Origin of the sequence: Bradyrhizobium sp. LA6.1, assembly GCF_040547805.1 — a bacterium.
Taxonomy (GTDB): Bacteria; Pseudomonadota; Alphaproteobacteria; order Rhizobiales; family Xanthobacteraceae; genus Bradyrhizobium; species Bradyrhizobium barranii.
Genome location: NZ_JBEPQK010000005.1, coordinates 204614 through 223483, shown reverse-complemented (window position 1 = coordinate 223483; position 18870 = coordinate 204614). Strand labels below are relative to the sequence as shown.

The window sequence follows — 18870 nt, the reverse complement described above, 5'->3', positions numbered from 1 at the left end:
ACAAGTAACAGAGCGAAGGCCGATCATTCGTGACAAAAGACCCGCAGGCCAAGCGCAAGCCCGAAAATTGCGCCTTCGTCATCTTTGGCGCGACCGGTGACCTTACCCATCGGCTGGTGATGCCGTCGCTCTACAATCTGGCCGCCGAGCACCTGTTGCCAGAGAAGTTCTGCGTCGTCGGCGTGGCCCGCAACCGCCAGTCGGATGACGAGCTGCGCGACAGCCTGCTGAAGGGTCTGCGCCAATTCGCGACCCGTCCCGTGGACGACGACATCGCCCGGAAGCTGCTGGAATGCGTGACCTTCGTCGAGGCCGATCCGAAGGATCCCCCCTCCTTCGACCGCTTGCGCGCGCATCTGGATTCGCTGGAATGCGCGCAGGACACCGGCGGCAACCGACTGTTCTATCTCGCGACCCCGCCCGCCGCGTTCGCACCGACCGCGCGGGAGCTCGGCCGCACCGGCATGATGAAGGAGAACGGCGCCTGGCGTCGGCTCGTAATCGAAAAGCCGTTCGGCACCGATCTCGCGTCAGCCAAGGCGCTGAATGCCGAGCTCTTGAAGATCATGGACGAGCACCAGATCTACCGGATCGATCATTATCTCGGCAAGGAGACGGTGCAGAACATCCTGGTGCTGCGCTTTGCCAACGGCATGTTCGAGCCGATCTGGAATCGCAACCATATCGATCACATCCAGATCACCGTGGAGGAGAAGCTCGGCGTCGGCCATCGCGGCGGCTTCTACGATGCCACCGGCGCACTGCGCGACATGGTGCCGAACCATCTGTTCCAGCTGATGTCGCTGGTCGCGATGGAGCCGCCGGCGCGGTTCGATGCGCATTCCGTGCGCTCCGAAAAGGCCGACGTGCTGACGTCGATCCAGGAGCCGACCCGGGAAGAGGCGCTGAAGAATTCGGTGCGCGCGCAATATCTCGCCGGCCGCATCGGCGACGACGAGATCACGGACTATCGCAAGACCGAGGACGTCAAGCCCGGCAGCACCACCGAGACCTTCGTCGCGCTGAAGCTGATGATCGACAATTGGCGCTGGGCCGGCGTGCCGTTCTATCTGCGCACCGGCAAGGCGCTCGGCCACAAACGCACGGAAGTGGCGATCAAGTTCAAGCAGGCGCCGCTGTCGATGTTCTCAGGCACGGATGTCGACCGCCTGTCGCAGAACTTCCTCACCATCGGCATCGCGCCGACCGAAACCATCGAGCTGCAGTTCAACGCCAAGATCCCGGGGCCGAGCATCACCATCGACGGCGTCGAGATGAAGTTCAAGTACGGCGACTATTTCCGCGCCGATCCCTCGACCGGCTACGAGACTCTGATCTACGACTGCATGATCGGCGACAACATCCTGTTCCAGCGCGCAGACGGCATCGAGGCCGGATGGCAGGCGGTGCAGCCGTTCCTGGACGCCTGGAAAAGTGAAGGCACCAACGGCATCGAGACCTATCCCGCCGGCAGCGACGGCCCCGCCTGCGCCGATGAGCTGCTCCGGCGCGACGGGCGAAGCTGGCGGAAGTTTACGTGATGGCAGCGGCCGACCAGCCGAAGCTGATCGTCGAGGCCGATGCCGAGGCGCTGGCGCAGGCCGCAGCCGAACGGGTGATGGCGCGGATATCAGCCAATCCCGGGCGGATTGCGATCTGCCTCACCGGCGGCTCCAGCCCGAAGAAGCTCTATCAATTGCTCGGCAGCGAGGCGTATCGCGGCAAGATCCCGTGGGACCGCGTGCACTGGTTCATCGGTGACGAGCGTTTCGTGCCTTCGAGCGATCCCCTCAACAACATGGCAGTCGCGCGCGCGACCTTTCTCGACCGCAATGCGCCGTCCGGGCATATTCACCCGATCCCGACCACGGCAGAAAGCCCCGAAGCGGGTGCCGAGGCCTATGCGCGCGAGCTTCAGTCCTTCTACGGCGCCGAAAACCTCGATCCGGCACGGCCGCTGTTCGACATGGTCCTGATGGGCGCGGGCCCAGACGGCCACACCGCCTCGCTCTTCCCCGGCTACCCCGCGATCGAGGAGACCACGCGCTGGGTGGTCGGCGTCCCCAAGGCCAATGTCGCGCCGTTCGTGCCGCGGGTGTCGCTGACCCTGCCCGCCTTGGCCTCCTGCCGCGAAATGCTGTTCGAGATTGCCGGGCACGACAAGCAGCCGATCTTGACGCGCCTGCTCAATGGCGAGACTCTGCCGGCTGTACGCGCGCGCTCGAATGGTGAGACCGTCTGGCTGGTCGACCAGGCCGCGCTTCCGGAGGGAATTCGTGGCGGGCGTTGAAGCACCTTGTGCGTTGATCGTGATGGGCGTGTCGGGTTCAGGCAAGAGTACGGTTGCGGAGGCGCTCGGGCAGCGGCTCGGCTGGCGTTTCGAGGACGGCGACAGCTTTCACCCCGCCAGCAATGTCGAGAAGATGCGGGCCGGCCATCCCCTCACCGACGAGGACCGCTGGCCCTGGCTCAACGCCATCGCCGACGAGATCGCGCGGGTTTGCGACAAGGGCGAGCACGTGATCATCGCCTGCTCGGCGCTGAAGCACACCTATCGCGACGTGCTGCTGCGCGGACGCGACGACGTCCGCTTCGTCTTCCTGAGGGGCACCAAGGAGCTGATCGCCGCCCGCCTCGCGCAACGCAAGGGCCATTTCATGCCGCCCGGACTGCTGACGAGCCAATTCACGACGCTGGAGCCGCCCGAGGCCGGCGAGCACGTCGTCACCGTCTCGATCGACGAATCCGTCGAGGCGATCGTGGACGGCGTGGTACGGCAATTGAAGCTGAGCGGGGCGAAACGCTGAGGCCGACAAACCCTGAGGTCCTGCCATGACGAAAATCTCACTGGTCGTCTCCGACGTCGACGGCACGCTGCTGACCAAGGACAAGACGCTGACGGAGCGCGCGCGGTCCGCGGTGCAGCGGCTGCACAAGGCCGGCATCGGCTTCACCATCACCTCCAGCCGCCCCGCGATCGGCATGCGGTTCCTGATCGAGCCGCTGGCGCTCTGGCTGCCGATCGGCCCGTTCAACGGCTCCTCGATCGTCGATCCCGAGATGCATCCGGTCGAGCAGCACCTGATCCCGGCGAGCGCCGCCGAACGGTCCTTGCAGATCCTCCGGGAGTTCGGCGCCGACATCTGGCTCTTCACCACCGACAAATGGCTGATCGACAACCCTGATGGTAAATACGTCGCGCACGAGCAGCACACGATCCGCTCCGCCCCCACCATCGTGACGGATTTCTCGCCGTACCTTGCGAACGCCTGCAAGATCGTCGGCGCCAGCGCCGATGCCGCCGGCCTGGAGCGTTGCGAGAAGGCGATGCAGGAGGCGCTCGGCAGCGCGGCCACCGCGGTGCGCTCGCAGACCTATTATCTCGACATCACCCCGCCCGGCTTCGACAAGGGCACCTTCGTGCAGGCCATGGCCAAGCACCTTGGGATTTCCACCGACGCGGTCGCCACCATCGGCGACATGCAGAACGACCTTGCGATGTTCCGCGTCAGTGGCACCTCGATCGCCATGGGCAATGCCACCGACAGCGTCAAGGACCAGGCCACCCACGTCACCGCAACCAATGAGCAGGACGGCTTTGCAGAGGCGATGGAGGTGATCTTGAAGCGGAACGGGGTGGGCTGAGTCACTACTTCGACCGCTGAACCGCCGGCTTCTCGCTCTCCTGCCTCGCGGCCGAGAGATTGTGCGCGGTGTTGATCAGCGCGATGTGGGTCAAGGCCTGCGGGAAATTACCGGTCTGGCGCCGGGCGCCTGAATCATACTCTTCGGCCAGGAGGCCGACATCGTTCGCGATGCCGACCACGCGATCGAGCAAGGCTTGCGCCTTGTCGAGATCACCCGCCAGCACATGCGCATCGGCCAGCCACAGGCTGCACGCCAGGAACGCGCCCTCGATCGGCTGCGTCTCCTCGGACACTTCGCGGGGATCGTGGCGCAGCACAAAACCGTCGCGCATCATGTGTTTCTCGACGGCGGCGATGGTGCCCCGAATGCGCGGGTCCGATGGCGGCAGGAAGCCGACGGCCGGCAGCAGCAGCACGCTGGCATCGAGCAGCTTTGAACCATAGAAGTCGACGAAGGCATTCTCCTCCGCGTCAAATCCCTTGTTGCAGACATCGCGATGAATGGCTTCGCGCAGGGCACGCCAATGCAGGAGCGGCGCCTTGAAGCCAAAGGTCTCGGCGCTCTTGATGCCGCGGTCGAAGGCGACCCAGGTCATGACCTTGGAGAACACGTAGTGCTTCGGCTGTCCACGCAGCTCCCAGATGCCGTTGTCGGGATGGTCCCAGACCTCGGCGAGATGGTTGAGCACGACGCATTCCAGCGCCCAGGTCGTCTCGTCGTCGAGCTTCAGCTTCGCCATGCGCGACTGGTGGAAGGCGTCGATCAGTTCGCCGTAGACGTCGAGCTGGAGCTGCGCATGCGCGGCGTTGCCGACGCGCACCGGTTGGGCGCCCTCATAACCGTCGAGCCAGCCCGCTTCCCATTCCAGCAGACGCCGCTGGCCCCAGATGCCGTACATGATCTGCATGTCCGCCGGCGAGCCTGCCGCCGCGCGCAGCAGCCAATTGTGCCAGGCCAACGCTTCCTCGGTGTAACCCGAGTTCATCAGCGCCAGCAGCGTGAAGGTCGCATCGCGCAACCAGCAGAAGCGGTAATCCCAATTCCTGGCGCCGCCGAGCTTTTCCGGCAACGAGGTGGTGGGCGCCGCGACGATGCCGCCGGTGGGGGCGAAGGTCAGCGCCTTCAGCGTGATCAGCGAGCGTACGATCAGATCGTGATATTCGCCGTCGCGGGTGCAGCGGCTGCACCATTCGTTCCAGAATTTCTCTGTCTCCTGGAAGGCGATCTCCGGATCGATCGGCGCGGGCGGATCGAGATGCGAGGGGCCGTAGGTCAGCACGAACGGCACCGTCTCACCGGCCTTCACGTCGAAGTCGGAGACCGTGGTCAGATCCTCGCCGCGGGTCTCCACCGGGGTGCGAAGCACCGTCATGTCCTGGCCGGCGATCGCCAGCAGCGAATGGTCGATGCGTCGCACCCAGGGAATGTCGACGCCGAAGCCGAAGCGGATGACGAGCTCCATCCGCATCTTCACCGTGCCCGTGAGGCCGCGGACCAGCCGCACGATGTCGGAGGCCTTGCCGCGCGGCGGCATGAAGTCGATCAGCGCAACGGCGCCGCTCCTGGTCTCGAAGCGCGTTTCGAGGATGAGGGTGCTGCCGAGATAGCGGCGCGAGATGGAGGTCGTGTCTTCGCCCGGCGCGATCAGCCAGCGGCCGTTCTTGTGCGTGCCGAGGATCGCGGCAAAGCAGGCATCGGAATCGAAGGCCGGCCAGCACAGCCAGTCGATCGAGCCGTCGCGCCCGACCAGCGCTGCGGTCTCGCAATCGCCGATCAGCGCATAGTCCTCGATCCTCTGAGCCAATGTGTCACGAGCCCCGGAAAATCCGCCGTTTCAACTCCCGCCGGTCAACGAGCGTTCCCGCGTCGCCGCCTTCAAGGCCGTAACATCGACCTTGGCGGCGATCTTGTCGAGCGCCACCGGCAGGCGCTGGCGCCAGTTCGGATGCTCGTCGATCGTACCGGGAATGTTGGGCTGGTCAATCACGCCGAGCAGATCCTCCAGCGACACCGCCAGCAGACGCGACGGCGTCCGCGACAGGAAGGCGAGCACCGAATAGAGATCGTTGGCGTTGATGCCGTTCTGGCGCAGGATCTCGTCGAGCCTGCCGAGCGCATCCCAGCGCGCCTGGTCGTTCTCGCCGGGGTCGAGCCCGAGCGAGCGCTTCATCTTGAGATCGCCGAAGGAGCGCCAGCCGGCATAGGTGCACAGATCATGCGTGTTCAGCGTGACCAGCGCATTGGGCCGGTAATGGTCGGCATTGCGGAAGCGGCCGGCATCGTCGCGCTCGAACATCATGACGAGGTAGGACCAGATGCCGAAATCCTGCATCGTCTCGCGGAAACCTTCCGGGACGGTGCCGAGGTCCTCGCCGATCACGATGCATTTGTGCGCCGCGCTCTCGCGCACCACGGCGCCGAGCAGCGCCTCGAACGGCATCTGCACATAGGCGCCGTTGTCCGGCTTGAAGCCGCGCGGCACCAGATACAGCCGCTTCAACCCCAGCACGTGATCGAGCCGAATCGCGCCGGCATGGCGCATCGAGGCGGCCAGCATGTCGGCGAACGGCACGAAGGATTGCGCCTCCAGACCACCAGCGTTGAAGCCGGCAAGGCCCCAATCCTGCCCGACGGTGTTGAGCACGTCGGGCGGCGCGCCGACGGCGAGATGGCGCGAAATCGCCATCTGCTCGTTCCAGGCGTCGAAGCCGTTGGACTGCACGCCGACGGCGACGTCGAGATAGAGCCCGACGCGCATGCCGAGCTGGCCGGCCAATTCCTTGGCGGCATGCAATTGGCTATCGGCCGTCCATTGCACGAATTCGACGAACTCGACCTCGCGCTTGTCGGGGCCGTTGCGGAGCTCGGCGCATTTGGCTTCATTCGGCTGCTGCCACTCTTGCGGCCACTCCCACCAAGGCCCGGAGCAGCGATGCCGCAGCACCTCGAAGCAGGCAAAGCGGGACAACAGCGGCGCGCGGTCCGCGCGGAAGGCGTCGAATTCCTTGCGGCGCGCCTCGCTCGCGCTCGTCACGAAACTGTTGTAGACGGCGCGCAGGCCGAGCCATTTCAGCGCCGCCATGTCCGCATAGGGCACACGGTCGCCTTCGCGCAGCCGCGCGGCGGTCGCCGCCGCGTCGGGGACGAGGTCGGCGGCAAACTCCGGGATGGCCTCGACGTCGATATAGAGCGGGTTGAGAAACAGCCGGCTGTTCGGCGAATAGGGGCTGCAATCGGCGGGGTGGTTGTCGAACAGAACATGCAGCGGATTGAGCCCGACGCCATCGGCGCCGAGCTGCCTGGCGAGCCGAACGAGATCGGCGAGGTCGGTGAAATCGCCGATGCCCCAATTGCGGTCCGAGCGGACGCTGTAGAGCTGCACGGCAAGCAGCCAGCCACGGGCGAAATCGCCGCCGAAGGCGCGTTCGGGCGCCACGATCATCGGCACCTCTTCCGCGACACCCCCGGCATCGGTCAGCGTCAACCGGTGATAACCGAGCGGCAGGCCGGCGGGCCAGGCGATCACGGGCTCGTGGGTCTCGCCTTGCGCGATCACATTGCCGTTTGCGCGCAATGTCCATTGCAGCGGCGGCGCGCCGATTGTCGTCAATTCGGTGCGCGGATGTCCCAGGGCGCGCACCACCACGGGCCCGCCGACGAAGCGGTAAACCCGCTTCTCCGGCAGGGCCTCGAGGATGGATTTGAGGGCCACGGGATCGGTGACCCGCAGCTTTCCGAGGGCATCGACGAATTCGGACTGAACGCCCTTGATCCGGGCTTGAGCTAAAAGATCCATTCGGCACGCAGCTTGCAGGCCGTCATCCGGCCGGGGGCAGGGAATTTAACGAGGTCGTGGAAGAGGTTAGTCAGGGCTAACTCGCAGACCGTGCCTGCCGTTCCCAAGGGAACCAATGACACACAAGCGGCTTTCTATATTGGTATCAAGCGTAGGTTCCCGACAAGGGAAACGGGCTCCTGCTTTCTTGTCAATGGCATCACCGTGAACAAGACAATTCAAACTGTCGAGAGTGCCGCAGCCGGCAGCGCTTTCCTCATCGAAGATATCTATCCCTCGATCGACAGCGGCCGTTTCGCGGTGAAGCGGATTGCGGGCGAACGGGTCGACGTCTGGGCGGACATTTATCGCGGCGGCCACGCGGTGATCGGTGCCGCGCTGATCTGGCGAGGAGAACAGGACCGGGAATGGCGGAGCGAGCCGATGATCCATCACGGCAATGACCGCTGGTCCGGCGCCTTCACCCCCGGCGAGCCCGGCCAATATGTCTATGCGATCGAAGCGTGGACCGACGAGTTCGCCACCTGGTCGCACGGGGTTGAGCGCAAGCGGCGCGCCGGTGCGGACGTCAGCCTCGACGCGATCGAGGGCGCCGGCCTCCTGACCAAGGCACATGGCGCCCGGCAGGACGCCGCGGCGGTCATCGTGAAGCAATGCGAGGATTATCTTCAGACCGGCGACGTCGGCTCGCTGCTGGCAGCCGATCTCGGCGCGGCCATGGCTGAGAGCCAGTCGCGGCCCGACCTGACCCGCTCGCAGAACTTCCCGCTGATCGTCGACCGCGACAGAGCGCGCTTCGGCGGCTGGTATCAGATGATGCCGCGCAGCCAGGGCCAGAGCCCCGGCCAGCATGGCACGCTCCGTGACTGCATCGCGCGCGTGCCCGACATCGCCGCGATGGGATTTGACGTGCTCTACTTCACGCCCATCCACCCCATTGGCCGCACCCGCCGCAAGGGCCGCAACAATGCGCCGGTGGCGACCGAAGGCGATCCCGGCTCGCCCTATGCGATCGGCACGACCGAGGGCGGGCACGATGCACTGCATCCTGAGCTCGGCACGATCGAGGATTTCCGCGCGCTGGTCGCGACCTGTCTCGAATACGGCCTCGAGCTCGCGCTCGACTTCGCCGTGCAATGCTCGCCGGACCATCCCTGGCTGAGGCAGCATCCGGAATGGTTCAAATGGCGGCCGGACCGCTCGGTGCGGACGGCGGATGATCCCTATTCGGACATCGTCATCCCCGATTTCGCCTCCGTCGACAGGGCCGGGCTGTGGAACGCGTTTCGCGATGCCATGCTGTTCTGGATCGACCACGGCGTCACCATCTTCGCCATCGACAATCACGACACCGCGCCGCTTCCGTTCTGGGAGTGGCTGATCAGCGACATCCGCCGCCGCCATCCCGAGGTGATCCTGTTCTCCAAGACCTTTGCACGGCCGAAGCTGATGCAGGGCCTCGCCAAGCTCGGCTTTGCACAGTCCTTCAGCTATTTCCCCTGGCGCACCGCGAAATGGGAGCTGGAGCAATATCTGGGCGAGCTGACCCGCTATCCCGAGCGGGATTTCTACCGGGCGAACCTGTTCGTGAGCACGCCCGACCTGCTGCCCTATCATCTCCAGGGTGGCGAGCCCTGGGCGTTCAAGTCGCGAGCCGCGCTGGCCGCGACGCTGTCCGGCAGTTACGGCATCTACAGCGGGTTCGAGCTGCTGGAGCATGACGCGATTCCCGGCCGCGAAGAATATCTCGATTCCGAGAAATACCAGATCAAGCAGCGCGACTGGAACCGGCCCGGCAACATCAAGCCCTACATCGCCGCGCTCAATCGCATCCGCAACGATAACGCCGCACTTCAACAAATGGAGAATTTGCGCTTCCTCGGCGTCGAGGACGGCGAGACGATCGCCTTTGCCAAGGAGGCGGCCGATCCAGCCAACACTGTCGTCGCGGTCATCGCCCTCTCGCGCCATGTCCGCGAAGTCTGGTTGCCGCTCGGCGACCTCACCATCGACGCCGGCGGCGCACGCCGCCACGTCACCGCACTCGAAAATCTCATCACAGGCGAACTGTCCCGCATCGAATGGGGCGGGATCAGATTATATATCGATCCCGACCGCGACCCGGCGCTGCTGTTCCGCTGCCTGGCGTAAGGATCACGCCATGAATGTTTTGTCTTCCGTCGACACCCAAAAAGCCGAGGCAGCCGAGATCGTGGATGAACTCTGGTACAAGGACGCCATCATCTACCAGCTCCACGTCAAGGCGTTTGCCGACAGCAACCATGACGGCATCGGCGATTTCGCCGGACTGACCGAGAAGCTGCCCTATCTCCAGGAGCTCGGCGTCACCGCGCTGTGGCTGCTGCCGTTCTATCCATCGCCAGGACGCGACGACGGCTACGACATCGCCGACTACGGCTCGGTCAATCCTGATTTCGGGACGATGAAGGACTTCAAGCGCTTCATCCAGGAAGCGCAGAAGCGCGGCCTGCGCGTCATCACCGAGCTCGTCGTCAATCACACCTCCGACCAGCACAAATGGTTCAAGCGCGCGCGCCGCAGCCATCCGGGCTCGAGCGCCCGCAACTGGTATGTCTGGAGCGACACCGACCAGAAATACCAGGGCACGCGGATCATCTTCACCGACACCGAGAAGTCGAACTGGACCTGGGACCACGAAGCCGGGGCGTTCTACTGGCACCGCTTCTTCTCGCACCAGCCGGACCTCAATTTCGACAATCCGCGCGTGGTCAGCGCCCTGATCCAGGTGATGAAGCGCTGGCTGGATGCCGGCGTCGACGGATTCCGCCTCGACGCCATCCCCTATCTCTGCGAACGCGACGGCACCAACAACGAGAACCTCCCCGAGACGCATGCGATCATCAAGCGCCTGCGCCAGGAACTGGACTCCTACTCCAAGGGCAAGCTGCTGCTGGCCGAGGCCAATCAATGGCCGGAGGACGTGCAGGAATATTTCGGCCGCGGCGACGAGTGCCACATGGCCTACCACTTCCCGCTGATGCCGCGCATCTACATGGCGATCGCGCAGGAAGACCGCTTTCCGATCACCGACATCTTGCGCCAGACGCCGGACATTCCCGCAAGCTGCCAATGGGCGCTGTTCCTGCGCAACCATGACGAGCTGACGCTGGAGATGGTCACCGACGTCGAGCGCGACTATCTCTGGACCACCTACGCCAACGATCCCCGCGCCCGCATCAATGTCGGCATCCGCCGGCGGCTGGCGCCGCTGATGGACAATGACCGCCGCAAGATCGAGCTCATGAACTCGCTGCTGCTGTCCTTTCCCGGCACGCCGATCATCTATTACGGCGACGAGATCGGCATGGGCGACAACATCTATCTCGGCGACCGCAACGGCGTGCGCACGCCGATGCAGTGGAGCCCGGACCGCAATGGCGGCTTTTCCCGCTGCGATCCCGCCCGTCTCTACGCGCCGCTGATCATGGACCCCGTCTACGGCTACGAGTCGGTGAACGTGGAGGCGCAGTCGCGCAGCCTGTCCTCGCTGCTCAGCGCCACCAAGCGCCTGATCTCGGTACGCAAATCGACCCTCGCCTTCGGCCGCGGCACCATGACCTTCATCCGCCCGGCCAACCGCGCCGTGCTGGCCTATGTCCGGCAGTACAACGACGAGGTGATCCTGTGCGTCGCCAACCTCTCGCGCGCAGCCCAGGCGACCGAGCTCGATCTGTCGCCGTGGAAGGACCGCATTCCGCAGGAGATGCTCGGACGCACGCGTTTTCCGCCGATCGGCGAGGTGCCCTACATGATCACGCTGGGGCCTTACGGCTTCTACTGGTTCCAGCTCACCGAGCGCAACAAGTCCGAGCCGGTGACGCCGCGCGCGGTGCCTGAGTTCGAGACGCTGGTGGTGCCGGTCAATTCGACCTGGGTGTCGCTGGCGCGCGAGCGCGGCGTGTTCGAGCATGAGGTGCTGCCAGGCTTCCTGTCGCGCACGCGCTGGTATCCCGAGCAAGATCCCAAGCAGATCAAGCCGACGCTGACCTCGGCGGTTCCGTTCTGCGACATCGGCGACAACAGGCCCTGGATCGCGATCTTCGAAACCCCGCAACAGGATGCCACGGCGCGCTACGTGCTGGCGATGCAGATCGAATGGGTGCGCTTCGACCGCGAACGCTTCAACCCGAAGGCGCTCGCCGCCGTGCGTCAGGGCGCGCGCGAAGGTACCTTGCTCGACGTTGCGACCGAGCAGATCTTCATCGGCCTGTTCCTGCGCAATCTGTCGCAGAACCTGGTGGTGGAAGAGAACAATCTGCGTCTGGAGTTCAAGGCGACCAGCCGGTTCGCCGATTACATCATCAAGGAGCCCGAACGCATCCGCGCCATCGAGCAGTCGAACAGCACGGCGCTGGTCGACAACCAGTACGTCGCCAAGATCTATCGCCAGCTCGAAGGCGGCATCAATCCCGAGATCGAGATTGGCTCCTACCTCACCGACGTCGCGCACTTTGCCAATACGCCGGCGCTGCTCGGCAGCGTCGAGCTGGTCGAAGGCGATCGAAGCAGCGCGGTCGGCGTGCTGCACGCCTATGTCGAAAACCAGGGCGACGGCTGGGCCGTCACCACGGGTTATCTCGACCGCTATATCGACGAGCAGCGGTTGGCGCCGATGAGCGAAGCGCCTCGAGAGACCCAGGAGCAGGCGCCTTACCTGCACTTCATGGCGCAGATCGGCCGGCGGCTCGCCGAGCTGCATGTGGCTCTCGCCGCCGCAAGGCCCGATGATCTCGCGCCGGAGCCGATCGGCCCCGCACAGGTCGAGCGCTGGGCATCCGAGCTCAAGGCACGGGCCGAGCGGATCTTCGAACGGCTGGCCGACAGCCGCGACGGCCTGCGCGAGGCCGACCGGCCTCTGATCGACCAGCTCGTCGCGGTGCGCGCGACCCTGCCCGACCACCTCAATGCGCTCTTGCCATCCGACATCGGCGGGTTGAACATCCGTCATCATGGCGACTTCCGCCTCGGGCAAATTCTGATCGTGAAGGACGATATCTTCATCATCGACTTCGACGGCAATCCGCATCTCGCGCTGGCCGACAAGCGGCGCAAGGCACCGGCCGCACGCGACGTCGCCGGCCTGATCCGCTCGATCGAGCTTTCGGTTAACACAGCACTCAGCCGCGCGCTGACGGGCGCATCCGACGAGCAGGACCGGCTCGCGACCGCACTCGGCGAATGGCGCGAACGCGCCGCCGCGACATTCCTTAACGCTTACCGCGAAGCCATGACCGATCGCCGGCTGTGGCCGGAAGATCGGCAATCCGCGGAAGGCCTGTTAAGGTTTTTCCTGCTTGATCAAGCCTTCGACGAAGTAGAGTACGAGCTGTCCCACCGGCCTGAGGGGCTCCGCGCGCCGCTGACCGGACTGCTTCGCATTCTGTCCAATGAGAGCGAAGCCCATGCCTAAACTGCCAGCCGAGGCCTACGCGATCATCGAGGGCCGCCACTCCGACCCCTTCCATTATCTCGGGTTGCATCCCGAGGGCGGCAAGAGCGTGGTGCGCGCGTTCCTCCCCGAGGCCACCAATGTCGAGGCGGTGGGCGAACATGGCGAGGTGGCGAAGCTCGATCGCGTCCACGCTTCGGGCCTGTTCATCGGCGCCCTGCCGAACGGCTCGAAGCGCTATCAGCTCCGCGCCAGGTTCGGCGACAACATCGTCGAGTTCGAGGACGCCTATCGCTTCCCGCCGATCCTGACCGACTTCGATCTCTATCTGCTCGGCGAAGGCACCCATCAGCGCCTCTACGACAAGCTCGGCGCGCATCCGATGCGGCTCGAAGGCATCGACGGCATCGGCTTCGTCGTGCTGGCGCCGAACGCGCGGCGCGTGTCCGTGGTCGGCGATTTCAATTTCTGGGACGCGCGGCGCCATCCGATGCGAGTGCGCGGTGCCGGTTATTGGGAGCTGTTCATCCCGCACGCCAAGGGCGGCGACCACTACAAGTTCGATATCATCGGGCCGCACGGCCATCAGTTGCCGCTGAAGTCCGATCCCATGGCCTTTGCGAGCGAGGTGCGGCCGAAGACGGCTTCCATCGTGTTCGACGAGGCGCATCTCGCACGCCCGCGCCCGGCGCCGGATGGCATCAACGCGCTCTCGGCGCCGATGTCGATCTACGAGGTCCATCTCGGCTCCTGGCGCCGCAAGAACGGCGACGAATGGCTCACCTATCGCGAACTGGCCGAGCAGCTGCCGGCCTATGCCCGCGACATGGGCTTTACCCATCTCGAATTCCTGCCCGTCAGCGAGCATCCGTTCGACGGCTCCTGGGGCTATCAGCCGACCGGCCTTTATGCGCCAACCAGCCGCTTCGGCGGGCCTGAAGATTTTGCCGCGCTGGTCGATGCCTGCCATCGCGAGGGCGTCGGCGTGCTGCTCGACTGGGTGCCCGGCCATTTCCCCGACGATCCGCACGGCCTCGGCAGCTTTGACGGCACCTCGCTCTACGAGCATGCCAATCCGCTCCAGGGCCGCCACCTCGACTGGGGCACGCTGATCTACAATTACGGCCGCACCGAAGTGACGAACTTCCTGGTGTCGAACGCGCTGTTCTGGCTCGAGCGTTACGCGATCGACGGCCTGCGCGTCGATGCGGTCGCCTCCATGCTCTATCTCGACTACAGCCGCCCGCCGGGCGCCTGGATTCCGAACCAGTATGGCGGCCGCGAGAACATCGAGGCGATCGCGTTCCTGCGCCGCTTCAACACCGAATTGTTCGCGCGCTTCCCGCAGGCGACCACGGCGGCCGAGGAATCCACCGCGTGGCCGCAGGTCTCGCGCCCGGTCGAATTCGGCGGGCTCGGCTTCGGCTACAAGTGGAACATGGGCTGGATGCACGACACGCTGAACTACATCAGCAAGGATCCGATCCACCGCAAGCATCATCACGGCGATATCCTGTTCGGCCTGCACTACGCTTTCTCGGAGAACTTCATCCTGCCGCTGTCGCATGACGAGGTCGTGCACGGCAAACGCTCGATCCTCGGCCGCATGCCCGGCGACGAATGGCAGCGCTTTGCGAATTTGCGCGCCTATTACAGCTTCATGTTCGGCCATCCCGGCAAGAAGCTGCTGTTCATGGGCGCGGAGATCGCGCAAAGCCGCGAATGGAATCACGACCAGTCGCTCGACTGGCACCTGCTCGAATACAAGTACCATTCCGGCATCCAGGCGCTGATCCGCGACCTCAACCGGCTCTATCGCGCGGTGCCGGCGCTGCACCAGATGGATTGCGATCAGGCCGGCTTCGAATGGCTGATCACGAATGATGCCAACCGCAACGTATTCGCCTGGCTGCGCAAGGGATTCGACGAGCACGCGCGGTGTCTCGTGGTCGTCAACTTCTCCCCGAACGTCTATCGCAACTACCGCGTCCCCGTGCCCTTCGCCGGCAAGTGGAAAGAGGTGTTCAATTCGGACTCCGCCCATTACGGCGGCACCGATGTCGGAAACATCGGCGAGGTTCATGCCGCTGGCGGCAAGGCGCCCGAGCTCCGCCTCACCGTTCCGCCGCTCGCCGCGATCTTCCTCGTTCCGGAAAGCTGACCGATGCGCCTGACTGCCGGATCGCCCGCACGCCTCGGCGCAAGCTGGGACGGACGCGGCACCAATTTCGCGCTGTTCTCCGCCAATGCGCAGAAAGTCGAGCTGTGCCTGTTCGACACGCAAGGAAGGCGCGAGCTCGAGCGTGTCGAGCTGCCCGAGCGGACCGAGGACGTCTGGCACGGCTATCTCAACGACATCTCGCCGGGCCAGCTCTACGGCTATCGCGTGCACGGCCCCTACGAGCCCGAGCACGGCCACCGCTTCAACGCCAACAAGCTGCTGCTCGACCCCTACGCCAAACGGCTCGCCGGGCGGCTGGTCTGGAGCGATGCCCATTTCGCCTATCGCACCGGTTCGCCGCGCGAGGACCTCTCCTTCGACCGGCGCGACAACGCGCGCGGCATGCCCAAGGCGGTCGTCGTCGACGAGACCTTCAACTGGGGCCGTCGCGAGATCCGGCCGAACATCCCCTGGGAAGACACCATCATCTACGAGGCCCACGTCAAGGGCCTGACGCAGAAGCGCGACGACGTGCCGCCGAATTTGCGCGGCACCTATGGCGGCCTGTCGTCGCCGGCGATGATCGAGCATTTGAAAACGCTCGGCGTCACCACCGTCGAGCTGCTTCCGATCCACGGCTTCATCGACGACCGCATTCTGGTCGAGAAGAAGCTCGTCAACTACTGGGGCTACAACACGCTGTCCTTCTTTGCGCCCGAACCGCGCTACGCCCAGGACAATGCGCTCGATTCCTTCCGCACCACGGTCGCGCGCCTGCACGATGCCGGCATCGAGGTGATGCTCGACGTCGTCTACAACCACACGGCCGAAGGCAATCACCTCGGTCCGACCCTGTGCTACCGCGGCATCGACAATGCCTCCTATTACTGGCTGAACCGCGAGAACCCGCGCTATTACGACGACTTCACCGGCTGCGGCTCGTCGGTGAACCTCACCCATCCGCGCGTGCTCCAGATGGTGATGGATTCGCTGCGCTACTGGGTCGAGGTCTGCCATGTCGACGGCTTCCGCTTCGACCTCGCCACCACGCTCGCGCGCGGACCGAACGGCTATGATCGCGGCAGCTCGTTCCTGACGGCGATCCGGCAGGACCCGGTGCTGGCGGCGGTGAAGCTCGTCGCCGAACCCTGGGATCTCGGGCTCGGCGGCTACCAGGTCGGCGCATTCCCTTCCCAATGGTCGGAGTGGAACGATCGGTATCGCAGCGCCATGCGCCGCTACTGGAGCGGCGAAGGCAGCCTGATCGGCGACATCTCGAGCCGCATGACGGCCTCATCCGACCTGTTCAACCATGACGGACGGCGGCCGCGCGCCAGCATCAACCACATCACGGTGCATGACGGCTTCACGCTCGCCGACCTCTTCAGCTACAACGAGAAGCACAACGAGGCCAATGGCGAGGACAATCGCGACGGCTCCAGCGACAACCACAGCAACAATTGCGGTGTCGAGGGTCCGACCGACGATCCCGGGATTCTCGGGCTGCGGCGGCAGCTTCGCAAGAACGTGCTGGCCTGCCTGATGCTGGCGCAGGGCGTTCCGCTGATCCTGGCCGGAGACGAGGTCGGCAATTCGCAGTCCGGCAACAACAACGCCTATTGCCAGGACAACGAGGTCGGCTGGGTCGGCTGGGACAACCTGGGCAAGGACGGCGACGACATGGTCGATTTCGTCGCCGGGCTCGCGGAGATCCGCCGCCGGTTCGCGCAGCTTCGCAGCCATCGCTGGCTCGACGGCCGGCCCAAGGACGGCGTCTCCTACGGCGCACTGTGGTTGACGCCCGCCGGCGACGAGATGACGGAGAACGACTGGAAATTCCCGGAAGGGCGGTTCCTCTCCTATGTGATGGGGCCGATGGAACCGGGGAGCGCCGCGATCTTTATCGTACTGAACGCCGCCCCCGAAGAGATCGCATTCAAATTGCCCAAAATGGCCGAGTACAAAAGCTGGCAGCAGATCCTGAACACCACTGATGCCAGGCCGAACAGCGTTGATCTGCAGCCCGGAAGCGACAGCAAGGCGCCGCCGCGCTCCGTGCTCGCCTTCGCGGGGGCGCTATGAGACCATCCTTCGGGGCGAGGCCGACCAAGGACGGCGTGTCGTTCCGGCTGTGGGCGCCCGGTGCTCGCCGAGTCGATCTCCTGCTCGACAGAAGGCACGCGATGCAGCGCCGGCAGGATGGCTGGTATGTCGCCGAGATTGCCGGCCTGCCCGTCGGCAGTCCCTACCAGTTCAGGATCGACGACGAGATCGACGTGCCCGATCCCGCATCCGCCTTCCAGCCGGACGACGTTTTTGGCCCGAGCGAAGTCGTAGATCATGATGCCTTTGCGTGGCGCGCGCGCGATTGGCGCGGACGTCCCTGGGAAGAGACGGTGCTGATCGAGACCCATGTCGGCACCTTCACGCCTGAGGGCACCTACCGCGCCATGATCGACAAGCTCGATCATCTCGTTGCGACCGGGATCACTGCGCTGGAATTGATGCCGCTGGCCGATTTCGCCGGCAGCCGCGGCTGGGGCTATGACGGTGTGCTCTGGTACGCGCCCGACAGCGCCTATGGCCGGCCCGACGACCTGAAGACACTGATCGACGAGGCGCATCTGCGCGGGCTGACGGTGTTCCTCGACGTCGTCTACAATCATTTCGGCCCCGAGGGGAACTATCTCGGCCGCTATGCGCCGGCCTTCTTCACCGATGCGCATACGCCATGGGGCAGCGCGATCGATTATCGCGTGCCGCAGGTCCGGGCCTTCGCAGTCGAGAACGCGCTGTCCTGGCTCACCGACTACCGCTTCGACGGCCTGAGACTGGATGCCGCCAACCACATCATGGCGATCCCGGGCGAGCAGTCGATGTTGCAGGACCTCAGCGTCGCCGCCGGCGAGCTTGCCAGGGCCACCGGGCGGCACATCCATCTCGTGCTGGAGAACGGCGACAACCGCGCGAGCCTGCTCGATGCCGCGCAGGATCCGCCCAACGGCAAATATCGCGGGCAGTGGAACGACGACTATCACCACCTCTGGCACGTGATGCTGACCGGCGAGCTCGCGGGCTATTACGCCGACTACCAGACGCCGCGCATGGATCTCGCGCGCGCGCTCGCCTCGGGCTTCGTCTACCAGGGCGAGATCTCGGAGTTCTGGGGCAAGAAGCCGCGCGGCGAGGCGAGCGGCGAGCTGCCGCCGGCGACCTTCGTCAACTTCCTGCAAAACCACGACCAGATCGGCAATCGCCCATTGGGTGACCGGCTCGAGAGCCTGGCATCACCGCGGCAGATCGAAGCCGCGCTCGCGGTCACCCTGCTCGCACCGATGGTGCCGATGCTGTTTCAGGGCGAGGAATGGGGCTCCACGGTGCCCTTCCCGTTCTTCTGCGATTTCCAGGGTGGCCTTGCCGATGCCGTGCGCAAGGGTCGCAAGCAGGAATATGCCTGGGCCTACGAGAAATACGGCGACGAGGTCCCCGATCCGCTCGATCCCAAGACGCTGCAATCGGCCGCGTTGGATTGGACCGGCCACACGCCGGAGCAGGATGCGCGGCTGGCGCTGGTGCGGGAGCTGCTCGCGCTCCGTCACAAGGAGATCGCACCGCGGCTGAAGGGTGCAAGGTTCGGCGATGCCGAGACGGCCGATAGCGGCCTGCTCACCGCGCATTGGCGCATGGGCGACGGCGCGAGGCTGCGCCTGATCGCCAATCTCTCGGACAAGGACATCGCACGTCCCAGCGACGCTACGGGCACGCCGATCTGGGGCCCTGTCAGCGGCGATCGGCTCCCACCCTGGTCGGTGATCTGGCATCTCGGAGGTTAGC

At 65.0% G+C, this 18870-nt stretch carries 11 protein-coding genes; 9 read left to right on the top strand and 2 right to left on the bottom strand.

Features of this window, described 5'->3' with window-relative positions:
- Window positions 1-29: 29 nt before the first annotated feature.
- The 4 genes from zwf to ABIB99_RS14845 are packed head-to-tail and all read left to right on the top strand — an operon-like array spanning window position 30 to window position 3645.
- The gene (gene zwf, locus ABIB99_RS14860) at window positions 30-1541 is read left to right on the top strand and encodes a glucose-6-phosphate dehydrogenase (protein ID WP_354176347.1); all 1512 of its coding nucleotides are present in this window, start codon (window positions 30-32) and stop codon (window positions 1539-1541) included.
- A complete protein-coding gene (gene pgl, locus ABIB99_RS14855) occupies window positions 1541-2290 on the top strand; it encodes a 6-phosphogluconolactonase (RefSeq protein WP_063981407.1) in 750 nt (249 codons plus the stop codon). Before zwf ends, pgl begins: the two co-directional genes overlap by 1 nt.
- Complete coding sequence (locus ABIB99_RS14850) at window positions 2277-2807, top strand: gluconokinase (RefSeq protein ID WP_071910141.1); 531 nt, start codon at window positions 2277-2279, stop codon at window positions 2805-2807. The genes pgl and ABIB99_RS14850 overlap by 14 nt, the downstream gene beginning before the upstream one ends.
- Before the next feature lie 25 nt (window positions 2808-2832).
- A complete protein-coding gene (locus ABIB99_RS14845) occupies window positions 2833-3645 on the top strand; it encodes an HAD family hydrolase (RefSeq protein WP_354176345.1) in 813 nt (270 codons plus the stop codon).
- Window positions 3646-3649: 4 nt separating this feature from the next.
- Here ABIB99_RS14845 and ABIB99_RS14840 read toward each other — a convergent pair whose 3' ends face one another.
- Together ABIB99_RS14840 and malQ are read right to left on the bottom strand one after the other, a co-directional pair.
- Window positions 3650-5452: a glycoside hydrolase family 15 protein gene (locus tag ABIB99_RS14840; protein WP_354176344.1), complete on the bottom strand. Its 1803-nt coding sequence runs from the start codon at window positions 5450-5452 to the stop codon at window positions 3650-3652.
- Window positions 5453-5482: 30 nt separating this feature from the next.
- On the bottom strand, window positions 5483-7444 hold the full coding sequence (gene malQ / locus ABIB99_RS14835; protein ID WP_354176343.1) for a 4-alpha-glucanotransferase: 1962 nt from the start codon (window positions 7442-7444) through the stop codon (window positions 5483-5485).
- 204 nt (window positions 7445-7648) lie between these two features.
- Here malQ and ABIB99_RS14830 point away from each other — a divergent pair, with 204 nt between their 5' ends.
- From ABIB99_RS14830 to treZ, 5 genes are read left to right on the top strand one after another with little or no spacing between them, the layout of a single operon-like run.
- Window positions 7649-9595 (top strand): maltotransferase domain-containing protein, encoded by a 1947-nt coding sequence (locus ABIB99_RS14830; protein ID WP_354176342.1) that lies wholly within the window; start codon window positions 7649-7651, stop codon window positions 9593-9595.
- Between the two features lie 10 nt (window positions 9596-9605).
- Window positions 9606-12896 carry a maltose alpha-D-glucosyltransferase gene (treS, locus tag ABIB99_RS14825; protein WP_354176340.1) on the top strand — a complete coding sequence of 1097 codons (3291 nt, stop codon included), beginning with the start codon at window positions 9606-9608 and terminating at the stop codon, window positions 12894-12896.
- Window positions 12889-15036 carry a 1,4-alpha-glucan branching protein GlgB gene (gene glgB / locus ABIB99_RS14820; RefSeq protein WP_354176338.1) on the top strand — a complete coding sequence of 716 codons (2148 nt, stop codon included), beginning with the start codon at window positions 12889-12891 and terminating at the stop codon, window positions 15034-15036. The genes treS and glgB overlap by 8 nt, the downstream gene beginning before the upstream one ends.
- 3 nt (window positions 15037-15039) lie before the next feature.
- Entirely contained in the window at window positions 15040-17118 is a 2079-nt protein-coding gene (gene glgX, locus ABIB99_RS14815) for a glycogen debranching protein GlgX (RefSeq protein ID WP_354176336.1), read from the top strand.
- Window positions 17115-18869 carry a malto-oligosyltrehalose trehalohydrolase gene (treZ, locus tag ABIB99_RS14810; RefSeq protein WP_354176335.1) on the top strand — a complete coding sequence of 585 codons (1755 nt, stop codon included), beginning with the start codon at window positions 17115-17117 and terminating at the stop codon, window positions 18867-18869. The genes glgX and treZ overlap by 4 nt, the downstream gene beginning before the upstream one ends.
- The last annotated feature ends 1 nt before the right edge of the window (window position 18870 follow it).

Excerpts from the sequence above, each read along its gene's own strand:
- ABIB99_RS14845 (WP_354176345.1), top strand. The coding sequence starts at position 2,833 with ATGACGAAAATCTCACTGGTCGTCTCCGACGTCGACGGCACGCTGCTG.
- treZ (WP_354176335.1), top strand. The coding sequence starts at position 17,115 with ATGAGACCATCCTTCGGGGCGAGGCCGACCAAGGACGGCGTGTCGTTC.
- malQ (WP_354176343.1), bottom strand. The coding sequence starts at position 7,444 with ATGGATCTTTTAGCTCAAGCCCGGATCAAGGGCGTTCAGTCCGAATTC.
- glgX (WP_354176336.1), top strand. The coding sequence starts at position 15,040 with ATGCGCCTGACTGCCGGATCGCCCGCACGCCTCGGCGCAAGCTGGGAC.
- treS (WP_354176340.1), top strand. The coding sequence starts at position 9,606 with ATGAATGTTTTGTCTTCCGTCGACACCCAAAAAGCCGAGGCAGCCGAG.
- pgl (WP_063981407.1), top strand. The coding sequence starts at position 1,541 with ATGGCAGCGGCCGACCAGCCGAAGCTGATCGTCGAGGCCGATGCCGAG.
- glgB (WP_354176338.1), top strand. The coding sequence starts at position 12,889 with ATGCCTAAACTGCCAGCCGAGGCCTACGCGATCATCGAGGGCCGCCAC.